This window comes from Acidobacteriota bacterium (assembly GCA_019347945.1).
In the GTDB taxonomy this organism is placed as follows: domain Bacteria; phylum Acidobacteriota; class Thermoanaerobaculia; order Gp7-AA8; family JAHWKK01; genus JAHWKK01.
In genome coordinates this window covers 1-18,741 of the sequence record JAHWKK010000033.1, presented here as the reverse complement: position 1 = coordinate 18,741, position 18,741 = coordinate 1, and the positions used below count along the sequence as shown (strand labels likewise).

Sequence of the window (18,741 nt, the reverse complement as noted above, 5' to 3'; positions counted from 1 at the left end):
TCACACTCCGTCGAAGAAATCCACGACGCCGGTTTCGAGCGAGTATTCGGCACCGACCACGACGAGTCCCTCCGAGAGAATGAGCTGCTCGAGGATCGGAGAGCCGTGGCGCAGATGGTCGGCGGCCGCGCGAATGTTGGCCCTGACGGCCTGCCGGATCAGCGCCTCCCGATCGTTGCGAAGCGACGTTTCCAGAAGGCCTTCGACCGACGGGCGGATTCGATCGACGATCGAAGCGAGGTTCGTCGAACGACCCGTCGTCGGCCGCTCGAGCTCCTCGAGCGTCGCCACGATCGCGCCACACATCGAGTGACCCATTGCGACGACCAGACGCGTCCCGAACTGCTCGGCTGCGAACTCCACGCTTCCCACCTGCGACGGCGCGACGATGTTTCCCGCGACTCGGATTACGAAGAGATCTCCCAGCCCCTGATCGAAGACGAGCTCGGCCGGTACCCGCGAATCGGAACAACCGAGAATGATCGCGAAAGGCTCCTGCCCTTCCAGCAGCTCGCTTCTCCGGGTCTCGCTGTCGAGGGCATCATGGGCCGGGGCATCGCCGACGAAGCGGCGATTGCCCTCCCGGAGTCTCTCGAGCGCTTCGTGTGCAGGAATCATCGGCGCAGTCTAGCGGAAGCGGGATCAGTGCTTCAGCCGTTGTTCGAGGTGATCGGGCATGGCGACGCCCTCGAGGGTCTCGTCGCCGGGGTCGCTGCTGCGGCGGATCACGCTGAACGAGCCGTCCGTTTCGAGCACCACTGCTTCGACCTCATCGAGCGAAGTCAGCCCCGCGTTCCGAATCGCCGACAAAATCTCGTCCTTCGTGATACGCGTGCCGCGCATCGGTTCATCGAGGACCTCACCCCGGTACAGAAGGAGGTGGGGCTCTCCGGTCACGACCCGCCGCACCCAGCTCGTGCGAACACTGCTCCACGTGATCAGAAACTGCATCCCGATCAGAACCGCGAAGGCCAGCGCTCCCTCGAGCAGCGGAACATCCTTCGAAAGAATGACGGTTGCGAGCGTAGAGCCCAGAGCAATGGTGACGACGAAATCGAACGCGTTCATCTTCGACAGCGTTCGTTTGCCGGCGATGCGAAGGAGGATCAGAAGGCTCACGTAGGCGAGCACTCCGATGATCAGAGTCCGCAGCAGCCCCGTCCAGCCGTTGAAAAATATCCAGTCCAAACTATCCCGCCCCGTCGCGGAAAGTACCGAAGATTCTACGCACCAGCATCAATCGAGAAACTCGCGAGGAACCCGGCCGCCGTTCTCCTCCAGTTTCTTCATCACCTGCTTGTGAAGCCAGATGTTCATCGTTGCCGTGTCTCCCTTGTCGCCGTCGTACCCGAGCTCGTCGGCGAGCTCGCGGCGCTCCGAGAGGCTGCTGTCCATCCCGACGAGCTTCATCAGGTCGACGATCGAATGGCGCCAGTCGAGCTCCTGCGAGCTCTTTTTGGCCATCTCGTCGAGTGATTTCTCCACGTCGACCCTGCCGCCCGAGGCGCCCGGCCCGATGTTCGAAACTGCCGCACCGCTGGTGCCAGGGGTGTCGATCCCCTGGCGCTTCTGAACTCTCGACGGCCCCGCCTTACCGGCATCTTCCGGCTTTTCCGCCGACTGTCCGAATATCTTGTCTTTGATCCTTCCGAATAGTCCCATTTTCTTTTCCTCCTCCGTTCCATCTAGCAGACAGCACGCCAGCACCTGTTCGACTTCGTTCGAGCGTCTGCAGGTAAGATCACACAATGCCGATCGAATCACCCGTCACGACACTCGCGCGCGAATACCGCCGGCTGAAGATCCTCGCTGAGAGCGCACTCGACCAGACGACGGATGCGGCGTTCTTCGCGGCGCTCGCTCCCGAGGAAAACAGCATCGCCATTCTCGTCGGGCATCTGTCCGGGAACATGCACTCGCGATGGAGCGACTTCCTCACGAGCGACGGGGAGAAACCTGACCGCGATCGTGACTCCGAGTTCGTCCTCTCCGATTCCGACACGCGGGAGTCGCTGATGAGGCGCTGGGAGAGCGGCTGGAGGCTCCTCTTCGAGGCGATCGACCCGCTCGTCGCCGCCGATCTCGAACGGGAGGTGACGATCCGGGGGGAATCGCTCACCGTTCTCCAGGCGGCCCTCCGCCAGCTGACTCACTACGCCTCTCACATCGGACAGATCGTTCTGCTCGCAAAACACCATGCCGGGCCGAGCTGGAAGACGCTCAGCGTCCCTCGAGGCCAGTCGGAAGAGTACAACCGCAAACCGCCCGCGTATCTCTGAGCCGCAGACCTCGGGCGAGGAACGCGTCTTCACCTCGTGCGCCCTTATCTCGATGACGACGCACCTGTCGCCCCTTCGGGGCTCGACATCCCGGATGCCCTCGTGCCCCGGGGTTCCGCGGCCTCCGGCCGCTCCACCCCGCGCTACTTTATAGGGCGCCTCCGGCGCTGGATCCCGCGGCCTGGGCGCCGGGTGCCGTTCCCGACATGCCGTTATGATCTGTCCGTAGACCCTCCGAGCTCAAAAGGATGCCCAGGTGGCCGATGCGCCCCGGTCAGGGCCGCCTCCGAACATTGTGCGCCGTGGAGCCGCACAGCCACGCATATCCCGGGGCCAATGGCGAATAAATTCAACTACGATCCGCAACCCCGAGCCGTAGAATATAGAGATCGATCGCCGCCGCAGGGACTCAGCGCTGAAGATCGTCCTGCCATCATCTGGTGGCATCATCCGGTGGCGATCATTCGACGATGAGCCAGTTGCTCGGTGCGGGAATGGCTCCTAGAATATCGGCTCATGCGCACCTTGCTCATCATTGGCGTGATTCTGCTCATACTCGGTGTAACGTCACTCTTCGTTCCACTCCCCTCGCGTGAGCGGCACGGCTTCGATGTCGGAGAGGTCTCGTTCGGAGTGGAAACGACGCGTCGCGAGCTCGTGCACCCTGCCGTCAGCGCAGTGCTCATCGGCGGTGGCATCGGGCTGATCATCGCCAGCCGGCGTAAGCGCCGGTGAACGGGTTCGTACCGTCATCCATCGGGTAAGACGGTTTCGTCAGCCTCGTTCAATCCGGCTTCGCAATTTTCTCGTGCGTACGCGGGACGAGCATCAAGCGCCGCCGAACCCATAGAACGCCTGGTACTCGGCGACCATCTCTCCCTCGATCACGACGGGATCGGTGGCAATTTTCACCGGATTTCGATTTTTTCGCCACAGATGTCGATTCCCCGGCCCCTCGTGCGTCAATCCCGTAGTAGTACAAAATGACGAGAGGAGATTCATCATGAAATACATCCTTCTGATCTACGGCGACGAGAGCGGCTGGGAATCGATGAGCAGCGAAGAGATGGAGAAGATCTACGCGGAGCACACGAGCTACGGCGAGGCGCTCGACAAGGCCGGGGCAATGCGCGGCGGTGCGGAGCTAAAGCCGACCTCGACCGCCACCACCGTCCGCTTCTCCGGCGGGAAAGCGCGCACGGTCGACGGCCCGTTCGCCGAGACCCGCGAGCAGCTCGGCGGCTACTACGTCATCGAGGTCGACAATCTGGAACAGGCGATCGAATGGGCGGAGAAGATGCCCGGCATGCATGAGGGCGCTGTGGAGATCCGCCCGCTCGGAGCGGGGGCCTGATCGCTTGCACCTCGCGCGAATCGTCGAAAAAGTCTTCCGATCCGATGGCCGGCGTGTCCTCGCCGGCCTCGTTCGGATGACCGGTGATCTAGACACTGCTGAGGATGCTCTGCAGGAGGCGACGGCACGTGCGCTCGCGTCGTGGGAGCGCGACGGCATCCCCGACAACCCAGGGGCATGGCTCAACACCGTTTCGCGCCGCATCGCCATCGACCGCATGCGGCGGGATCGAAGCGCTGCTCTGCCCGATGATCTCGAAGCCGCCGCGTATGACACCTTCGCCGATCCCCCGGCAATCGAGGACGATCGTCTGCGGCTGCTCTTCGTCTGCTGTCATCCCTCCCTCTCCCCCGAAGCCAGCTCCGCACTCGCCCTCCGCACCCTCGTAGGACTCACCACGCGCGAGATTGCCCGCGCCTTCGTCGAGCCGGAACCGACCACCGCGCAGCGGATCGTCCGCGCGAAGAAAAAGATCCGGGAGGCGGGCATCCCATTCGAGATCCCGCCGCGTCACAAACTCGATGAACGGATCGACACCGTCCTCTCGGTCATCTACCTGATCTTCAACGAAGGTTACGCATCGACCGAGGCGGTGTCGCTGATCCGGCCGGATCTGGTCGCAGAAGCGATCCGGCTCGCGCGACTCGCCGTCGAGCTGATGCCGGAGTCGGCGGAGGCGAAGGGCCTGCTCGCGCTCCTTCTGCTGACCGATGCGCGACGGGCCGCGAGGATCTCGGAGGATGGCGATCTCGTTCCGCTCGAGGATCAGGATCGCGAGGCGTGGGACCGGAGCCGGATCGACGAGGGAACCAGAATTCTCGACGAGGCGCTCGCGGTCGCTGCTCCGGGGCCGTATCAGATCCAGGCCGCGATCGCAGCGTTGCACGGCACGGCTCCGAACGCCGCAGAGACGGACTGGAAGCAGATCGCGCTGCTCTACCGTGCCCTCCCCCGCTACATCCGGAACCCCGTGGTCGAGCTCAACGCCGCGGTGGCGAGCGCGATGGCTTCCGATCCGGTGAGCTCGCTCGATTGGATCGCACGGATCGAAGAGAGCGGCGCACTCCGGAACTACCACCTTCTCCCCGCGTCGAAAGCGGACCTCCTCCGCAGACTCGGCCGATTCGACGAAGCATCCGCCGCCTACGCCCGGGCAATCGAGCTGGTGACCAGCCCGGCGGAGAGGCGCTATCTCGAAAAACGGCTGGAAGAGTGCAGAACGGGAGAGCGGGAACCGGCGAACTGACGGGTCCGGCGTAGTCGTACAGCTGACCCGGAATCACCCGAGATTGTTCGGATGGAAAACTTTCAGACCGCGGACCCGCAGGAAGTCCTGATCACCGGTCGCGAGCCCATCGGCTTCGACCTCCTCGAGAGATGCGAGAACGATCGAGTCGTTCGTGAGGAGTCCGAACGACTCACGCCCCGTTCTCGATCGATGCAGCGTTGCCAGATCGACCGGCCTGACCTCGATCCCCATGAGGGGAATCCTGTCGATCTGCTCCTGATATGAGCCGAGCTTCCGGACGAGGGACGGCTTCGATCGAAGCTTCTGCGCAACATTGCCGGGTTCGACCAGCTTTTTCGAAACTGCTTCGATCATCATCAGTCGATGCGATACTTCGGCGAGCAGGGTCACCGAAACGATGCCTTCCAGCCCACCCTGTTCACATCGCTCGAGAAGTCGCCGGCACTCCTTCGAGACCCCCGTGAAGTGATAGATGAAAATGGATGCATCGATGAAGATTCGCGATCCGTTCGGGATCTCATCGAGTGTCGGAATCGTATTCCTCCTCATCCATGATCATCTCGACGAGCGATCGAGCGAGCGGAATGGATCTCCAGGACTGAGCCACGATACCTCCCGGTCCGCGAGGGCTTCCCCTTTGATCGAGATAGGCTTCGAGAGCATCCGTGATGACATCGCTGATCTGGACCTCCTGACGGAGCGCTTCGACTTTCGTACGCCGAAACAAGCTCTCCTCGATGACCGTGCTGACCTTTTTCCTCATGTCATGATGGTATCATGATTTCAGGTTAAGGAATTTCCGTAATCCAAGTGGTGAAGAATTCAGAAAGCTTGATTTACGCCTCATTACCGCCTATATTGGGGAGACGTCATGGCTTCTCAGGCTCTACTTTTCGACGTCGACTGGAACCGTCCCCGGGCTCTGCGACCCGCCCCCGTCGAACCGGTGACGGAAAGTAAAGGGGATTCCGGGGGTCCGCTCGCGCGGCTTGATCTCGAGGAGGGGCTGGCGCGGAGGCTCATGACCGGAAGGGATCTGGTCCGGGCGACGGAGCGGCGGGAAGCGGGGGTGCAGCATTCCTCGATCCGTTCGCTCGACACGCTTCTCCACGGTTTCCCGCGGGGATCGATGACCGAGGTTCACGGCCATCGGTCTTCCGGGCGATTCTCGCTCGTCATCGCGGCGCTCGCTTCGATCACCTCCTCGGGGGAGAACGTCGCTCTGGTCGATCATGGGGATGCGCTCGATCCGAAAAACGCCGAGGATGGGGGGGTTGATCTCGAGCGCCTGCTGTGGGTGCGTCCGGAGAGGGTTCTCGATGCGGTGAATGCGGCGGAGCTTCTGCTGACGACGGGCTTTCCTCTGGTCGTGCTGGAGCTCGGAACCCGGTTGCGCGGACGGCGGCCGGTCGATGCCGCGTGGCTCCGACTTTCGCGCGCTGCCTCCTCGACCGGTGGCATCCTCCTCGTCTCGGCGCCGTGGCCGGCCTGCAATCTTGGAAAAGAAGCCTCGCTGATGACTCGTCAGGAGCGGGTCTTCTGGCACCGGCGGGGCTCGGGGCCCTCGCTTCTGACGGGGATCGGCTCCCGGCTGCATCTGGCGAAGCATCGGACACGAACGACGACGCAGTCCGCGGCAATGTCGCTGCGGATGAGGATATGAGGATTCAGGAGCCAGGATTCAGGAACCAGGATTCAGGAACCAGGATTCAGAAAGGTAATCAAATGGTGAGGCCTTCAGCAAAAGACACTCAGGATTCACGATTCGATGAAACAACGATCGAATGTCGTGGTGTGGATGGAAATCAGACGTGGAGATTCATGAACCAGCATTGGAATGGAGTGCAAGATGTGAGGGATGCTGGATTTGATCCGAAAAAAATCAAGAGCTTCAAACATCTGCGCGTTTGGAAAAGAGCGATGGATCTCGTAGTCGAGATCTATCACTTGACTGAAGGAATGCCCCGCGAGGAAGTTTTCGGACTGACAGCTCAGATTCGACGTTCGGTGATATCGATTCCTTCAAACATTGCAGAAGGTCATGCGCGATCTTCGACCGGGGCATACCTGAATCATTTATCAATCGCACTTGGGTCACTCGCCGAGCTCGAAACTCAAATGATTCTGGCTTCGCGATTGAACTATCTGCCAGATCCCGATCTCGAGCCCGCCATGGAATGTTGTCGTGAAATAGGCCGAATGCTTAACGGCCTCCGGAAATCACTTCAACCTAACTCTGGCGCCGGAATCTGAATCCTGGTTCCTGAATCCTGGCTCCTGAATCCTGGCTCCTGCTCAACCATGCGAATCGCCTGCTTCTACGTTCCGCTCTTTCCTCTCGCTGCCCGGCTGCGAAGCGAGCCGGAGCTCGCGACCGAAACGGTTGCCATCGTCGAGGGGAATGGATCGCGCGCTTTCATCGCGGCCGCCTCGAAGCGGGCGCGCGTGCTCGGGGTGCGCGCCGGGATGACGCTTCCCCAGGGGCGTGCGATCGTCCCCGGCCTCATCGCACGAGGGCGCGACGCCGACTGCGAGAAAGCAGCGCAGGAAGCGCTTCTCGATGTCGCGGCCCGTCTTTCTCCCCGTGTCGAGGACGGCGCGGCGGGAGTGGCTTACATGGAAATCTCGGGGCTCGAGCGGCACTACGCGGGTTCGGATCATCCGGAGCGCGCGCTCGCCTCCTCGGCTTTGCACGAGGCGGAACGGGAAGGGCTCCGCGCGCGGGTCGGAATCGCAGCGAGCAAGCTCGCGGCACGGATCGCGGCCGAGCTTCCGGAGTCTCCGACGATCGTCGAGCCGGGAGACGAGATGAAGTTCCTGGCGCCGCTTCCGATCGAGCGTCTCGATCCCGGGCTCGAGATCGGACGGACGCTCGACCGATGGGGGATCCGTTCGATCGGAGAGCTCGCGAATCTTTCGGAAGCGGAAGTGGCGACGCGGCTGGGCGAGACCGGCCGGCAGCTTCATTGTTCCGCACGAGGATTCGATCCGACTCCGATCATTCCGCGCGTGCCGCCGCCGGAGTTCAGCGAGGGGATGGATCTGGAGTGGCCGCTGGTGGCTCTCGAGCCGTTTCTCTTCGTCGCGAATGCGGCGCTCGACCGGCTCTGCCGCCGGATGGAGTCGCTCGGGTTTTCCTGCAGGATTCTCGAGGTGTCGCTCCGCCTCGAGCCCGACGGCTTTCACGATCGAACGATCCGGCTGCCGACTCCGACTCGAGAGGTCAAAACGCTGCTGACCTTCGTCAGGCTCGAGCTCGAAGCGACACCGCCGGGGGCGCCGGTCACCGGCTTCCTCTTCACGGCACATCCGGACCGGCCTCGGACCGCGCAGATGTCGCTTTTCGGTCCGCCCGCGATGTCGCCCGACAGGATCGCAACGACGATTGCGCGGCTCAGCTCAATGGTCAGCCGCGAGCGGGTCGGCTCGCCACGAACGGTCGACAGCCGGTCTCCCGAACGATTCAATCTCGTCGCCTTCGACCCTCCCCCTCCTCCGATGAACCGGCGGGATCCGGCACCGCACCGGGGACTCCTCACCGTCCGGACGATCCGCCCTCCCGTCGAGCTCGAGGTGATCCTCGAGCTCGACACCTCTCGGGAGACCCGCCCCGTGCGACTTCGCCCGCTCGACTCGAAGGAGTCGCGCATCGAGGGAGCGGTTCGGGTGGCTTCGGGACCGTGGCGTCTGGAAGAAGGGTGGTGGTCGGACCATCCGGTGGAGCGAAGTTACTGGGACGTCGAGCTCGCACGCGGCGGGCTCTACCGGATCTATTACGACTCGACAAAGGAGAAATGGTTTGCCGACGGGATGTATGACTGAGAGGCAGGGATCAGAGATCAGGGATCAGGGATCAGGGATCAGGGATCAGGGATCAGGGATCAGCAAAGCAAATAACCGAAAGGAGAAGAAAATGGGTCGATTCAAGGAACTGAAAGTCTGGCAGAAGTCGATGGATCTCGTTGTCGAGACCTATAAAGCTACGTCGATTTTCCCACAGGAAGAGTGCTACGGACTGACGGCCCAGATCCGACGCTCGGCCATTTCGATTCCAAGCAATATCGCCGAAGGCAATGGCCGTCGCAGCCGCAAAGAATATCTGAGATTTATATCAATTGCCTCCGGGTCGCTGGCAGAGATCGAAACGCAGATTTTACTTTCACAACATCTAGTGTATCTGCCTGCTCAGATCGCGGAGGTACTGACCGAGAAAATACGAGAAATCGGCAGGATGCTCATCGGACTTCGCGAGAGTCTCGAAAGCGACGCACTCGTGAATCGACAACGACGGGTTCTCCTCGTCTCACAACCTGATCCCTGATCCCTGATCCCTGATCCCTGATCCCTTCTTCAAATGCGCCAGAGCTCATCAACACCACCATCCCGAACCCTCGGAGGCAAACTGCCGACGGCCTCGTCCGGTGCGAGGAAGGAGGGGCTGCGCCAGCGCGCGTGGAAGCCGCGGGCGCATCGCGGCAGTCCTCGCGACTACGTCGAACTGCGAATGCAGTCGGCCTTCTCGTTCCTCGAAGGGGCGTCGCTTCCGGAGGATCTGATCGAGCATGCGGCTGCCCGAGGACTGCCGGCGGCGGCGCTGATCGAGGTGAATGGCGTGTACGGTGCGCCGCGATTCCACACGGCGGCCAAACGAGCAGGGATTCGAGCGCTCGTCGGTGCGGATCTGGTTCTGAACGAGACGAATCCGCTCGGATCTCTTCGACTCGTGAGCCCCGGGGAGCGATCCGCGGCTGGAGAAGCGCGGCTGTCGCTACTCGTCCGAAGACGGGAGGGCTACCGGAATCTCTGCAGGCTGATCACCGAAGGGGCGCTCGCGAATGAAAAGGGAGAGGCGCGCTTCGATCTCGAGATGATCGAACGCTACGCGTCGGGGCTGCACTGTCTGACGGGAGGCTCGGATGGAATCGTCGCGCGGACGCTACGCCACGGTGGCATCGGCGCCGCCTCCGATCTGATCGGAAAGCTGAAGGCGATCTTCTCGGATCACGTACACGTCGAGTTGCAGCGTCACCATCTGAGGGAACAGGAGCATCGCAACCAGGCGCTGATCGACATCGCACGGAATCACCGGCTGCAGGTGGTCGCGACCAATGCCGTCCGCTTCGCGGCTCCTGGTGACCGGGAGCTCGCGGATGTTCTCTCGTGCATCCGGCATGGAACGAATCTCGATGCGGCGGGGACGCTGCTCGAGGAGAATGCAGGGCGGCATGTCCGATCCGCCGCGGAGATGTGCACGCTCTTCTCGGATCTTCCGCATGCGATCGATGCATCGATCGAGCTCGCCTCCGAGCTCGACTTCACCCTCGCCAACCTCGGTTATCGCTTCCCCGACTACCCTCTTCCTCCGGGCGAGACCGCCATGTCGTATCTGCGGCAGATCACTTGGAACGGTGCACGGGCGCGCTTCCGTCCGCTGACCGTGAAAGCGCAGGCGCAGATCGATCGTGAGCTCACGATGATCGAAAAGCTCGATCTCGCCGGCTACTTTCTCATCGTCTGGGACATCGTTCAGTTCTGCCTCCGGGAGAACATTCTCGTTCAGGGTCGCGGATCGGCGGCGAACAGCGCGGTCTGCTACGCGCTTTCGATCACGGCGGTCGATCCGGTGAAGATGGAGCTTCTCTTTGAGCGATTTCTTTCGGAGGAGAGAGGTGAATGGCCGGACATCGATCTCGATCTTCCGTCCGGCGATCAGCGTGAGCGCGCGATTCAATACGTCTACGACCGATATGGCGAACGTGGCGCCGCGATGACGGCCAACGTGATCACCTACCGGGAGCGTTCCGCAGCGAGGGAAGTGGGCAAGGCGCTCGGCTTTTCGCCGGAACAGATCGACCGATTCGCGAAACAGGTCGGCCGGTGGACATTCGGCGAGATCCGCGAAACCGTGACCGGCCTGGAGAAGGAGCTGCAGTCGGCAGGACTCGATCCGGACGACGGACGTGTGCGGCATCTGATCGGATTGTGGCAACGGATCCAGAACCTTCCCCGCCATCTCGGTCAGCATTCGGGAGGAATGGTCATGACGAGCGGTAGGCTCGATGAGGTCGTTCCGCTCGAGCCGGCTTCGATGCCCGGCAGAGTGGTCATTCAGTGGGACAAGGACGACTGCGCCGATCTCGGCATCATCAAAGTCGATCTTCTCGGGCTCGGAATGCTGGCCGCGCTCGAGCGCGCGATCCCGATCATCCGGGAGAACGAGAAAACCGAGGTCGACCTCGCCCATCTCCCGCAGGACGATCCGCTGGTCTATCGGATGCTGAACGAGGCCGACACGGTCGGGGTTTTTCAGGTCGAGAGCCGTGCGCAGATGGCCTCGCTTCCGAGAAACCGGCCGGAAAAGTTTTACGATCTCGTCATTCAGGTCGCGATCATCCGACCCGGTCCGATCGTCGGCGGCATGGTGCATCCTTTCTTCGACCGGCGCCAGGGGAAGCGAGAAGTCGAGTACCCCCATCCTTCACTCGAGCCGATCCTGAAACGAACCCTCGGAGTTCCCCTCTTTCAGGAGCAGCTGCTTCGCATCGCGATGGTGGCCGCCGGATTCTCGGGCGGTGAAGCCGAAGAGCTGCGTAGGGCGATGGGGTTCAAACGCTCGGTCGAGAAGATGCAGCTGATCGAGATGAAGCTCCGCTCCGGAATGGAAGCCAACGGCATCACCGGCAAGGCACAGGATCAGATCGTCCAGTCGATCACTTCGTTTGCGTTGTACGGGTTTCCGGAATCGCACGCCGCCAGCTTCGCGCTGATTGCTTATGCAAGCGCTTACATTCGAGCTCATCATCCCGCGGCTTTTCTGATCGGGATGCTCAATTCCTGGCCGATGGGCTTCTACCACCCCGCGACGCTCATCAAGGATGCGCAGCGACACGGCGTGAGCGTCCTTCCCGTCGACGTCAATCGATCGGGGTGGGAGTGCTCATGGGAGGAAGGAAGCGTCCGGCTGGGGATGCGATACGTCAATGGTCTGCGCGAGCAGGTGGGCCGGAGAATCGAGCAGGCGCGTGCGAACGGAGACTTCGAATCGATCGAGGATCTGGAGATGCGATGCCGTACGGGACAGGATCAGCTGACCCGGCTCGCATGGGCCGGCGCTCTCTCCGGATTCGGACAGACTCGCCGGTCCGCGCTGTGGCAGGTTGCGCGGGTTGCCAGAGAAGCCGGCGTGCTCTTCGAGAAGAGCGATCGATCGCTCAGAGCTTCCCCTCTGAGCGAGATGTCCGCTCTCGAAGAGACGGTCGCTGATTACCATGCGACGCAGCTCACGACGGGCCCTCATCTGATGGAACATCTGAGGTCGAGTCTGAAAAGTCAGCGTGTCCTCTCCGCAGCAGAGCTTTTGCGGGAGCCGGGAGGAAAACGGGTGCGGACTGCCGGCGCCGTCATCGTTCGGCAGCGGCCTGCCACGGGGAAGGGTTTCGTCTTCCTCACCCTGGAGGACGAGACCGGAATGGCGCAGGCGATCGTCAATCCGAGCCTCTTCCGGGACAATCGCTCGACAATTGTCACCTCACCCGGACTGATCGTCGAAGGGATTCTGCAGAAGGAAGGGGGTCAACCGTCGCTGCGTGCCGAAAGATTCTGGCCAGTCCTCGATTTCGCGAGAATCGACAGCCACGACTTTCATTGAGCCAGGAGACAGGATCAGGATTCAGGATTCAGGATTCAGGAGACAGAGCTCGGCGGAGCACGCGCGAATAATGACGAATGTTGTGTTTTGGCGAAGCGACGATCATGGACGAATGTTTGCTCTCGGAGAAACCTACCCCTCGTCATCCTGAGCCGCCGAAGGACGGCGAAAGATCTGGGGGAGGCTCGTGAAAAAAGTTGACTCTGCTTGCTGGATTCTGCTTCCTGGATCCTGGCTCCTGCTTCCTGGTTCCTGCTTCTAGCGTCCGGGAGGGACGAAGGCCGTCGGCTTCGGAGCGCTTCCCGTTTTCTCGATCGAGGCCAGATCGAGCTGGAGATTCGCAAGAGTCTGATTGATCGAGATCTGAACCGGGATCTTCCGCTCATCGGTGGTGAACCAGACCTCGACTCCACCCGGCCACCTCTTTTCGTCTCCCGGCCGTGCGGTGATCTCGAATCCTCGAACGGTGCCCTTTGCTCCTTCGAACTTCATCGATTTCACACCGAGGGGCTTGAACACCACCGGGTACATCGTCCCGTCCGAGTAGATCTCGGCGTTGACCGGTTTCGTGAAGGCGTCGGAGTTGATTCGGAGATAGTAGATCCCAGTGAGGACATCCCGCAAAGGACGTCCCGGGATCGCCTCTTCCTTCGTCTCGTCTTCCTTCTTGTAGGAGCGCTTGAAGATCCGGGCGACCTTCTTCACGTAGTCGAAGAATGTCCGTTCCTCCTTCTCCTTGTCACCCCACGCGTAGCCGTGATACGACATCAGTGTCTTGATCGATTCTCGCTCGATCTCGGATTCGTACCGGTAGAAGTCCGAGCCTTTCCTGGCGCGAATCGTGAGCTCGGTCTCGACCGTGTCGCGCGGCGAAACGCTCGTCCTGAGATTCCCGGTTCCGGACGTGGGAAACGCGATCGCCGCGACCCACGAAAGGGGTCCTCTGAGACGCCAGTCGTACCTGAGCTCCTCGTCGAGGGGAACGGTCTTCGGAGCGGCATGCACCGCCATGCTGGCAGCGATGACGATCGCCGCCAGAAACGCCAGTCTTCTCTTCATGAGGCTTCCACTTCCTCCCGTACACCCGTGATGCTCGCCTCGACTTCGTCGATCATGTAGTCCGGCGTCGATGAGCCGGCCGTGAGGCCGACCACGCTCGCGCCTTCGAACCATTCCGGCTGAATGTCTTCGACCTCGTGAACCAGATAGGACGGCTTGATCGCCCGGCAGATCTCATAGAGGTGCCGCGTGTTCGCGCTCTTCTTGCCACCGACGACGACGATGACGTCGACCTCGGGATCACCGGCCAGAGCCTTTGCAGCCTCCTGATTTTCTTTGGTGGCGTAACAGATCGTATCCGCGCGAGCCGTTTCTGCTCCCTTCGCCTCGATCACCCGGACGACGGGCTCGAACTCTTCCGCGTTGAGCGTCGTCTGGTAGAAGACCTTGATCTTCGGATATCGGCTCCAGTCGATCGCCTCGGCCTGCTCGACCGTCGAGAGAATGTGGTAGCGCGACGGATCGAGGTCGTTCGTATAGCCGATCACCTCGCGATGATTCGGGTCACCGATGAATACCAGGTGCCATCCTTCGTCACGTGCGGTGTCGGACTCCCTGTGGATGTCGTAGACGAACTTGCAGGTGGTATCGAGAACCTCGAGGCCTGTCTTCGTCGCACGTTCATGAAAGGAAGGGGGCACCCCGTGCGCAGAGAAGACGATTGTCGGGCCCGTCGTCTCCTCGATCGAATCGACCGTGGACACGCCGAGATCAGCCATCTCCTGGACGACTCGTTCGTTATGGACGACCTGCCCGAGGATCGAGCCGGTTCCGCCCTTCCGGGCGAAACGCTTGACCTTCATGTCCGCAATGCGGACGCCGGAACAGAAGCCGTATTTTTCTGCGCGTTTGACCTTCAATCTGCAGCCTTTCGTGATTCGTCGGTCCTTTCCAACCTCTGACGTATCAGAAACATTGCAGGTTCCCCCGCAGCTCCGGGCCACGTTTCAATGGCGTAACGTACCCTTTTCGTAGACCTTTGCTTCGACGAAGAGATCGACGACATCCTCGTCGAGCAGTCCGTCCTTCACTTCCATGTTGAGGATGTCGAGCGCACGCTCGGTCGGTATCGCCTTCTTGTACGGCCGGTCCTTCGCCGTGAGCGCGTCGTAGATGTCGGAGACGGTCATCATCCGGCTCTGAATCGGAATCGACTCTCCTTCGAGGCCTCTGGGATATCCCCTCCCGTTGACCTTTTCGTGGTGCCCGTAGGCATACTCCGGAACGCGGCTGAGCTCGCGCGTCCACGGGATCTTCGACAGGAAGTGGAAGGTGTGTGTGACGTGGCTCTCGATCTCTTTCCGTTCGTCGTTGTCGAGGCTTCCCTTCCGGATGGAGAGAACCCGGACCTCCTCGGGAGAGAGGAGTGTCTGCCTCTGTCCGAGCGGATCGACGAGCTCCCGGCTTCCGATCTGCTGCAGGATCTCGAAGTTGCCCTCCGGAAGTACGGTTGGCTCGTTGGAGCTCGCCACGCTTTCGTAATACTGGAGGAGCTCGTCGATCTCCGACTTCAGCTCGGCGTCGAGCTGCTCGAGCATTGCTTCATCGACGACCTTCTTCCCCTTACAGATCGCCTCGAAATGCCTTCGCAGAACTTCGGCTTCCGTCGACTTCACCAGGTAGTGAAACCGGGAGCGGATGAGATCGAGATGCATCGGGTAGAGCTTCTTCTGCTTGACGAGCACCTGTTCGCGGACGCCGACCTTGCCGAAGTCGTGGAGCAGCGACGCGTAACGGATCTCCTTGACCTGTTCCGGCGTGAAGCGGATTTCCCGGAAGCGTCCGGTCTCGACTCGGTCCAGCACCTGTGCGAGCCCGACGGTCAGATCCGCGACTCTGAACGAGTGTCCGGACGTCGTCGGGTCTCGCTGCTCGATCGCGGTGACCGCCGCAGTGACGAACCCTTCGAACAGACGTTCGATCGAGTCGTAGAGAAGGTTGTTCTCGACTGCGACCGCCGCCTGTCCGGCGAGTGACCGTGCGACGCTGATCGTATGCGGTCCGTACTCTTCGACCCTCGCGTCGACGTTGTCCGCATTCAGCGGGCTCCTGGGTGCGTCGGGAAGGCGATGATTGATCAGCTGGAGGATGCCCGTGATCTCGTTCTTCTGATTCTTCATCGGGACGACGAGCATCGATTTCGTCCGGTATCCGGTCGCCTTGTCGAACGAGAAATTGAATCCATATTCGACGTCCTCCGGGATTTCGTACGCGTCGTCGATCACCAGAGTCTCGCCGGTGAGCGCGACAAATCCCGCGACGCTCTTCTTGGTGACGGGAAGAATCTGCTCGTCGAAGTCGACCTCGAGCGAATCGTTCTGTGCAACCTTCCATCGAAGAACGCTCTCTCCATCGGCCACCTGATCCAGCAGGTAGAGCGAGCCGGCGTCGGATCGCGTGACTTCCCGCGTCTTGCGCAGGATCATGTCGAGAAGCACGTCGTGGTCGCGCTCGGTCGACAGCGCCATCCCGACCTCATTGATTTCCTCGAGCTCGGCCGTTCGCGCAGCCAGCTTCTTCTCGAGCTCCCTGGTGCGTTGTCGATCGGCCGCTGCGCGAACCGCGCTTCGCACAGCCGACTGAATGACGTCAGGCGACGAATCCTCCGGCAGCGTGATGAAGCTCTCGGCCGGTCCATTGCCCACCTGCACGATGACGGCATCATCCGGAAGGCGCGCCGGGGGTTTCCCTCGAATCACGGCTACCAGCTGGGCGCCGTTGAGTCTGCTCTCGTCGAGGGTCGTCGTCCTCTGCACGTTCTTCGAACCCTCCATTCCGGAGAGGTCCAGATCAGGTGGATGCAGAACGACGATCGAGACCATTGGTCCTTCATTCTGACATGATTGATCCTCCATTGCGATCTCGGGAGAATGCTCCCGGATCTCAATGCGTTATGACCGTCGCGATTCCATAGGAGGGTGATTTGGCACGATACGAAACCGACAGGATCGAACCCAAATACCACGAGGCGATCGTCTCGTGGCAGAAGAAGAACTTCCCGGAGCTCGATTTTCTGCTCCGAAACTGGACGAAGTACTTCGCAAGCCAGACCCCTTTCGAGCTCGTCGCAAAGGTGGGCAAGCTCAAGAGCGACGACATCGAATACGGACGCTTCACCGGCAAACCAAAAATCGAGAACGCCGGTGAGATGACGGGAAACATGTTCTACTCCGCCCGCGACATCATTCGGGCGCAGGCCTCGACGGAGCTCGGTTCGATCCAGCAGCACCGCCTCACCCTCGAGAAAGCACCGACCGATCAGATGAAAGTCTCGGTGCTCCGCATCATGGCCGAAGAGCTGAGGCACGGCTATCAGATGTTCTGGGTCCTGTCCGCCGACCCGAGCTGGAAAAAGCCGGGACATCCCGATGTCGCGAAAGACACCATGGACGAGCTTCTCGCCATGGAGCTGGGACAGCACGTCCTCGACGCTTTCAACATTCCGTTCAACAACTTCCTCGACAACGTCGTCTTCGCCACAGTCATCGACCTAGTCGGTAAATACCAGCTCGAGATGCAGAAGGTCTTCTCCTATGCTCCGATGGCCCGGTCGATGGGACCGATGCTCTCGGAAGAGGGATTCCACATCGGATCGGGTCGTGTGTTCCTTCGCGACATCGCCGTCATGGCAACTGAAGGCAAGGGCGACTTCTCGATCGAGGACATTCAGCGACATCTCAACGTCTGGATTCCCAGAGGTCTCGAGATGTTCGGCAACGAACATGGCGGGGAGACCGCCGTCGCATTCGGTTTCAAGGACCGGAAGAACGGCACGGCCCAGTCGGAGTACCACAACGAGGTCCGCGAGCTGATCGAGCTGACCAACGTCGCGATCGTTCAGGCCCTCGTGAAAGAGATCACCGCGCCGGATGCGAGAAGTCTCGTTCGTGAAGTTCAGGACACGCAGGAAACTCAGCGCGGCGTGAAGCCGGAGGATCTCCTGATGGCTCCGGACACGAGATTCTTCCGCTCTCGCGGCATGGAGGAGATCGTCCTGATGCCGTACGACGTCTACGGAGAACTGATCACATCCGGCGGCAAGCCGATCCCAGGCGAGGAGTATCTCGCCTATCTCAAGCCGCGGCTTCCCGACTACTACCTGGACACGGACGACTTCAAAAAGTACTCGGCGATGCTTCTCGGCCGCGAAGAACCTCAGGCGGGCGGCGGCAGCTACGGCTGGTGAAGGCAGGAATCAGGAGCCAGGATTCAGGATCCGGAGGAAATTGCGAGAGCCTCGATGAGACGTCTCTCACCTCGTCTTCCGATCAACCGGGCCTCGACCCTCCTCCTGAAGGCCTTTCACCGAATCCTGGATCCTGACTCCTGGTTCCTGCCTTGACCATTCCTTCGATCACCGAGCGTGACGCGCTCGAGCCATCCAGTCTTCTCGGGATCAATCCCCGAGACCGCGGCTTCGTTCCGCTCGATTCGCGGACCGAGTTCGGCAACGACCATCCCCTCGCCCTCGAGATCGGATCCGGAAAGGGCTCCTTTCTGATCCGAAGCGCCGAGCAACTCCCCGGAATCAACTGGATCGGGATCGAGAAATCGCTTCACTATTACCGAATCATCGTCAACCGCCTGGAGAAGCGAAGCCTCATCAACGCACGGATCGTGAACTTCGACGCCGAAGCCGTCGTGAAAAGGATGCTTCCCGATGAGACGGTCGATCAGGTGCACATCTACTTCCCCGATCCGTGGCCGCGCAAAAAGGAGAAGAAGCGACGGATTGCGCGCGAGCAGAAGCTTCTCGAGATCCGTCGCACCATGAAGCCGGATGCCTGGGGCGTCTTCGCCACCGACCACCGGGAGTACTTCGAGTCGGCGGTTCCGGAGTTCGAGAAGGTCTTCGCCATCCAGGCGGGCGAGCTCACCGCGGGAGAGCCTCGAACCAACTACGAAGCGAAATATCGTGAGGAAGGCCGGCCGATCTACGAGATCCGCTTCGGATACGGGGTCTGAACCCGGTCGCGGATACGGGGTCGGGGGTGAAAATTTTAAATAAAAAAAAAAAACGTCGGCAAAAAAATGATAATTATAGTTTATATGAAAGATAAAAGACAACCCCGACCACAAACCAAAACAAAAAAACAGCCAAAAAAAGAAACAAAAAAATAAAAAAAATAAAAAGAAAGGTTGCCCACACCAC

At 60.8% G+C, this 18,741-nt stretch carries 20 protein-coding genes; 11 read left to right on the top strand and 9 right to left on the bottom strand.

Annotation, left to right across the window (positions count from 1 at the left end; all coding sequences use genetic code 11):
* The 3 genes from KY459_15420 to KY459_15410 are packed head-to-tail and all read right to left on the bottom strand — an operon-like array spanning position 1 to position 1,662.
* Positions 1-618 (bottom strand): carbonic anhydrase, encoded by a 618-nt coding sequence (locus KY459_15420; GenBank protein ID MBW3566099.1) that lies wholly within the window; start codon positions 616-618, stop codon positions 1-3.
* A 24-nt stretch (positions 619-642) separates the two neighbouring features.
* Positions 643-1,188, bottom strand: coding sequence for a DUF421 domain-containing protein (locus KY459_15415; GenBank protein ID MBW3566098.1), 546 nt, complete (start codon positions 1,186-1,188; stop codon positions 643-645).
* 48 nt (positions 1,189-1,236) lie between these two features.
* Entirely contained in the window at positions 1,237-1,662 is a 426-nt protein-coding gene (locus KY459_15410; protein MBW3566097.1) for a DUF3597 domain-containing protein, read from the bottom strand.
* A gap of 86 nt (positions 1,663-1,748) precedes the next feature.
* On the opposite strand from KY459_15410, the gene KY459_15405 reads away from it, so the two are divergent.
* Together KY459_15405 and KY459_15400 are read left to right on the top strand one after the other, a co-directional pair.
* Positions 1,749-2,279, top strand: coding sequence for a DUF1572 domain-containing protein (locus tag KY459_15405; protein MBW3566096.1), 531 nt, complete (start codon positions 1,749-1,751; stop codon positions 2,277-2,279).
* 516 nt (positions 2,280-2,795) lie between these two features.
* On the top strand, positions 2,796-3,014 hold the full coding sequence (locus KY459_15400) for a hypothetical protein (GenBank protein ID MBW3566095.1): 219 nt from the start codon (positions 2,796-2,798) through the stop codon (positions 3,012-3,014).
* Positions 3,015-3,107: 93 nt separating this feature from the next.
* Here the strand turns inward: KY459_15400 and KY459_15395 are convergent, their stop codons facing one another.
* Positions 3,108-3,284 carry a hypothetical protein gene (locus tag KY459_15395; GenBank protein MBW3566094.1) on the bottom strand — a complete coding sequence of 59 codons (177 nt, stop codon included), beginning with the start codon at positions 3,282-3,284 and terminating at the stop codon, positions 3,108-3,110.
* On the opposite strand from KY459_15395, the gene KY459_15390 reads away from it, so the two are divergent.
* Entirely contained in the window at positions 3,283-3,633 is a 351-nt protein-coding gene (locus KY459_15390; GenBank protein MBW3566093.1) for a YciI family protein, read from the top strand. The genes KY459_15395 and KY459_15390 overlap by 2 nt on opposite strands.
* Positions 3,590-4,879: an RNA polymerase subunit sigma-24 gene (locus KY459_15385; GenBank protein MBW3566092.1), complete on the top strand. Its 1,290-nt coding sequence runs from the start codon at positions 3,590-3,592 to the stop codon at positions 4,877-4,879. The genes KY459_15390 and KY459_15385 overlap by 44 nt, the downstream gene beginning before the upstream one ends.
* 33 nt (positions 4,880-4,912) lie before the next feature.
* On the opposite strand, the gene KY459_15380 is transcribed toward KY459_15385, so the two are convergent.
* The gene (locus tag KY459_15380; protein MBW3566091.1) at positions 4,913-5,431 is read right to left on the bottom strand and encodes a PIN domain-containing protein; all 519 of its coding nucleotides are present in this window, start codon (positions 5,429-5,431) and stop codon (positions 4,913-4,915) included.
* Positions 5,400-5,645 (bottom strand): hypothetical protein, encoded by a 246-nt coding sequence (locus KY459_15375; protein MBW3566090.1) that lies wholly within the window; start codon positions 5,643-5,645, stop codon positions 5,400-5,402. Before KY459_15375 ends, KY459_15380 begins: the two co-directional genes overlap by 32 nt.
* Before the next feature lie 108 nt (positions 5,646-5,753).
* On the opposite strand from KY459_15375, the gene KY459_15370 reads away from it, so the two are divergent.
* The 5 genes from KY459_15370 to KY459_15350 all read left to right on the top strand — a co-directional run bounded on the left by KY459_15370 (position 5,754) and on the right by KY459_15350 (position 12,530).
* Entirely contained in the window at positions 5,754-6,545 is a 792-nt protein-coding gene (locus KY459_15370) for a DNA recombination/repair protein RecA (protein ID MBW3566089.1), read from the top strand.
* Between the two features lie 158 nt (positions 6,546-6,703).
* Complete coding sequence (locus KY459_15365) at positions 6,704-7,135, top strand: four helix bundle protein (GenBank protein ID MBW3566088.1); 432 nt, start codon at positions 6,704-6,706, stop codon at positions 7,133-7,135.
* A gap of 48 nt (positions 7,136-7,183) precedes the next feature.
* Positions 7,184-8,704, top strand: a complete 1,521-nt coding sequence (locus KY459_15360; GenBank protein ID MBW3566087.1) for a DNA polymerase Y family protein — start codon at positions 7,184-7,186, stop codon at positions 8,702-8,704.
* A 91-nt stretch (positions 8,705-8,795) separates the two neighbouring features.
* Positions 8,796-9,203: a four helix bundle protein gene (locus KY459_15355; GenBank protein ID MBW3566086.1), complete on the top strand. Its 408-nt coding sequence runs from the start codon at positions 8,796-8,798 to the stop codon at positions 9,201-9,203.
* Positions 9,204-9,236: 33 nt separating this feature from the next.
* A complete protein-coding gene (locus KY459_15350) occupies positions 9,237-12,530 on the top strand; it encodes an error-prone DNA polymerase (protein MBW3566085.1) in 3,294 nt (1,097 codons plus the stop codon).
* 258 nt (positions 12,531-12,788) lie between these two features.
* Here KY459_15350 and KY459_15345 read toward each other — a convergent pair whose 3' ends face one another.
* From KY459_15345 to KY459_15335, 3 genes are all read right to left on the bottom strand, one after another.
* Positions 12,789-13,589 carry a DUF3108 domain-containing protein gene (locus tag KY459_15345; protein MBW3566084.1) on the bottom strand — a complete coding sequence of 267 codons (801 nt, stop codon included), beginning with the start codon at positions 13,587-13,589 and terminating at the stop codon, positions 12,789-12,791.
* Positions 13,586-14,449: a 4-hydroxy-3-methylbut-2-enyl diphosphate reductase gene (ispH, locus tag KY459_15340; GenBank protein MBW3566083.1), complete on the bottom strand. Its 864-nt coding sequence runs from the start codon at positions 14,447-14,449 to the stop codon at positions 13,586-13,588. Before ispH ends, KY459_15345 begins: the two co-directional genes overlap by 4 nt.
* An 87-nt stretch (positions 14,450-14,536) precedes the next feature.
* Complete coding sequence (locus KY459_15335; protein MBW3566082.1) at positions 14,537-16,411, bottom strand: GAF domain-containing protein; 1,875 nt, start codon at positions 16,409-16,411, stop codon at positions 14,537-14,539.
* 101 nt (positions 16,412-16,512) lie between these two features.
* On the opposite strand from KY459_15335, the gene KY459_15330 reads away from it, so the two are divergent.
* Positions 16,513-17,775 carry a phenylacetate-CoA oxygenase subunit PaaI gene (locus KY459_15330; protein ID MBW3566081.1) on the top strand — a complete coding sequence of 421 codons (1,263 nt, stop codon included), beginning with the start codon at positions 16,513-16,515 and terminating at the stop codon, positions 17,773-17,775.
* Between the two features lie 152 nt (positions 17,776-17,927).
* The gene (locus KY459_15325; protein MBW3566080.1) at positions 17,928-18,554 is read left to right on the top strand and encodes a hypothetical protein; all 627 of its coding nucleotides are present in this window, start codon (positions 17,928-17,930) and stop codon (positions 18,552-18,554) included.
* Positions 18,555-18,741: the final 187 nt, after the last annotated feature.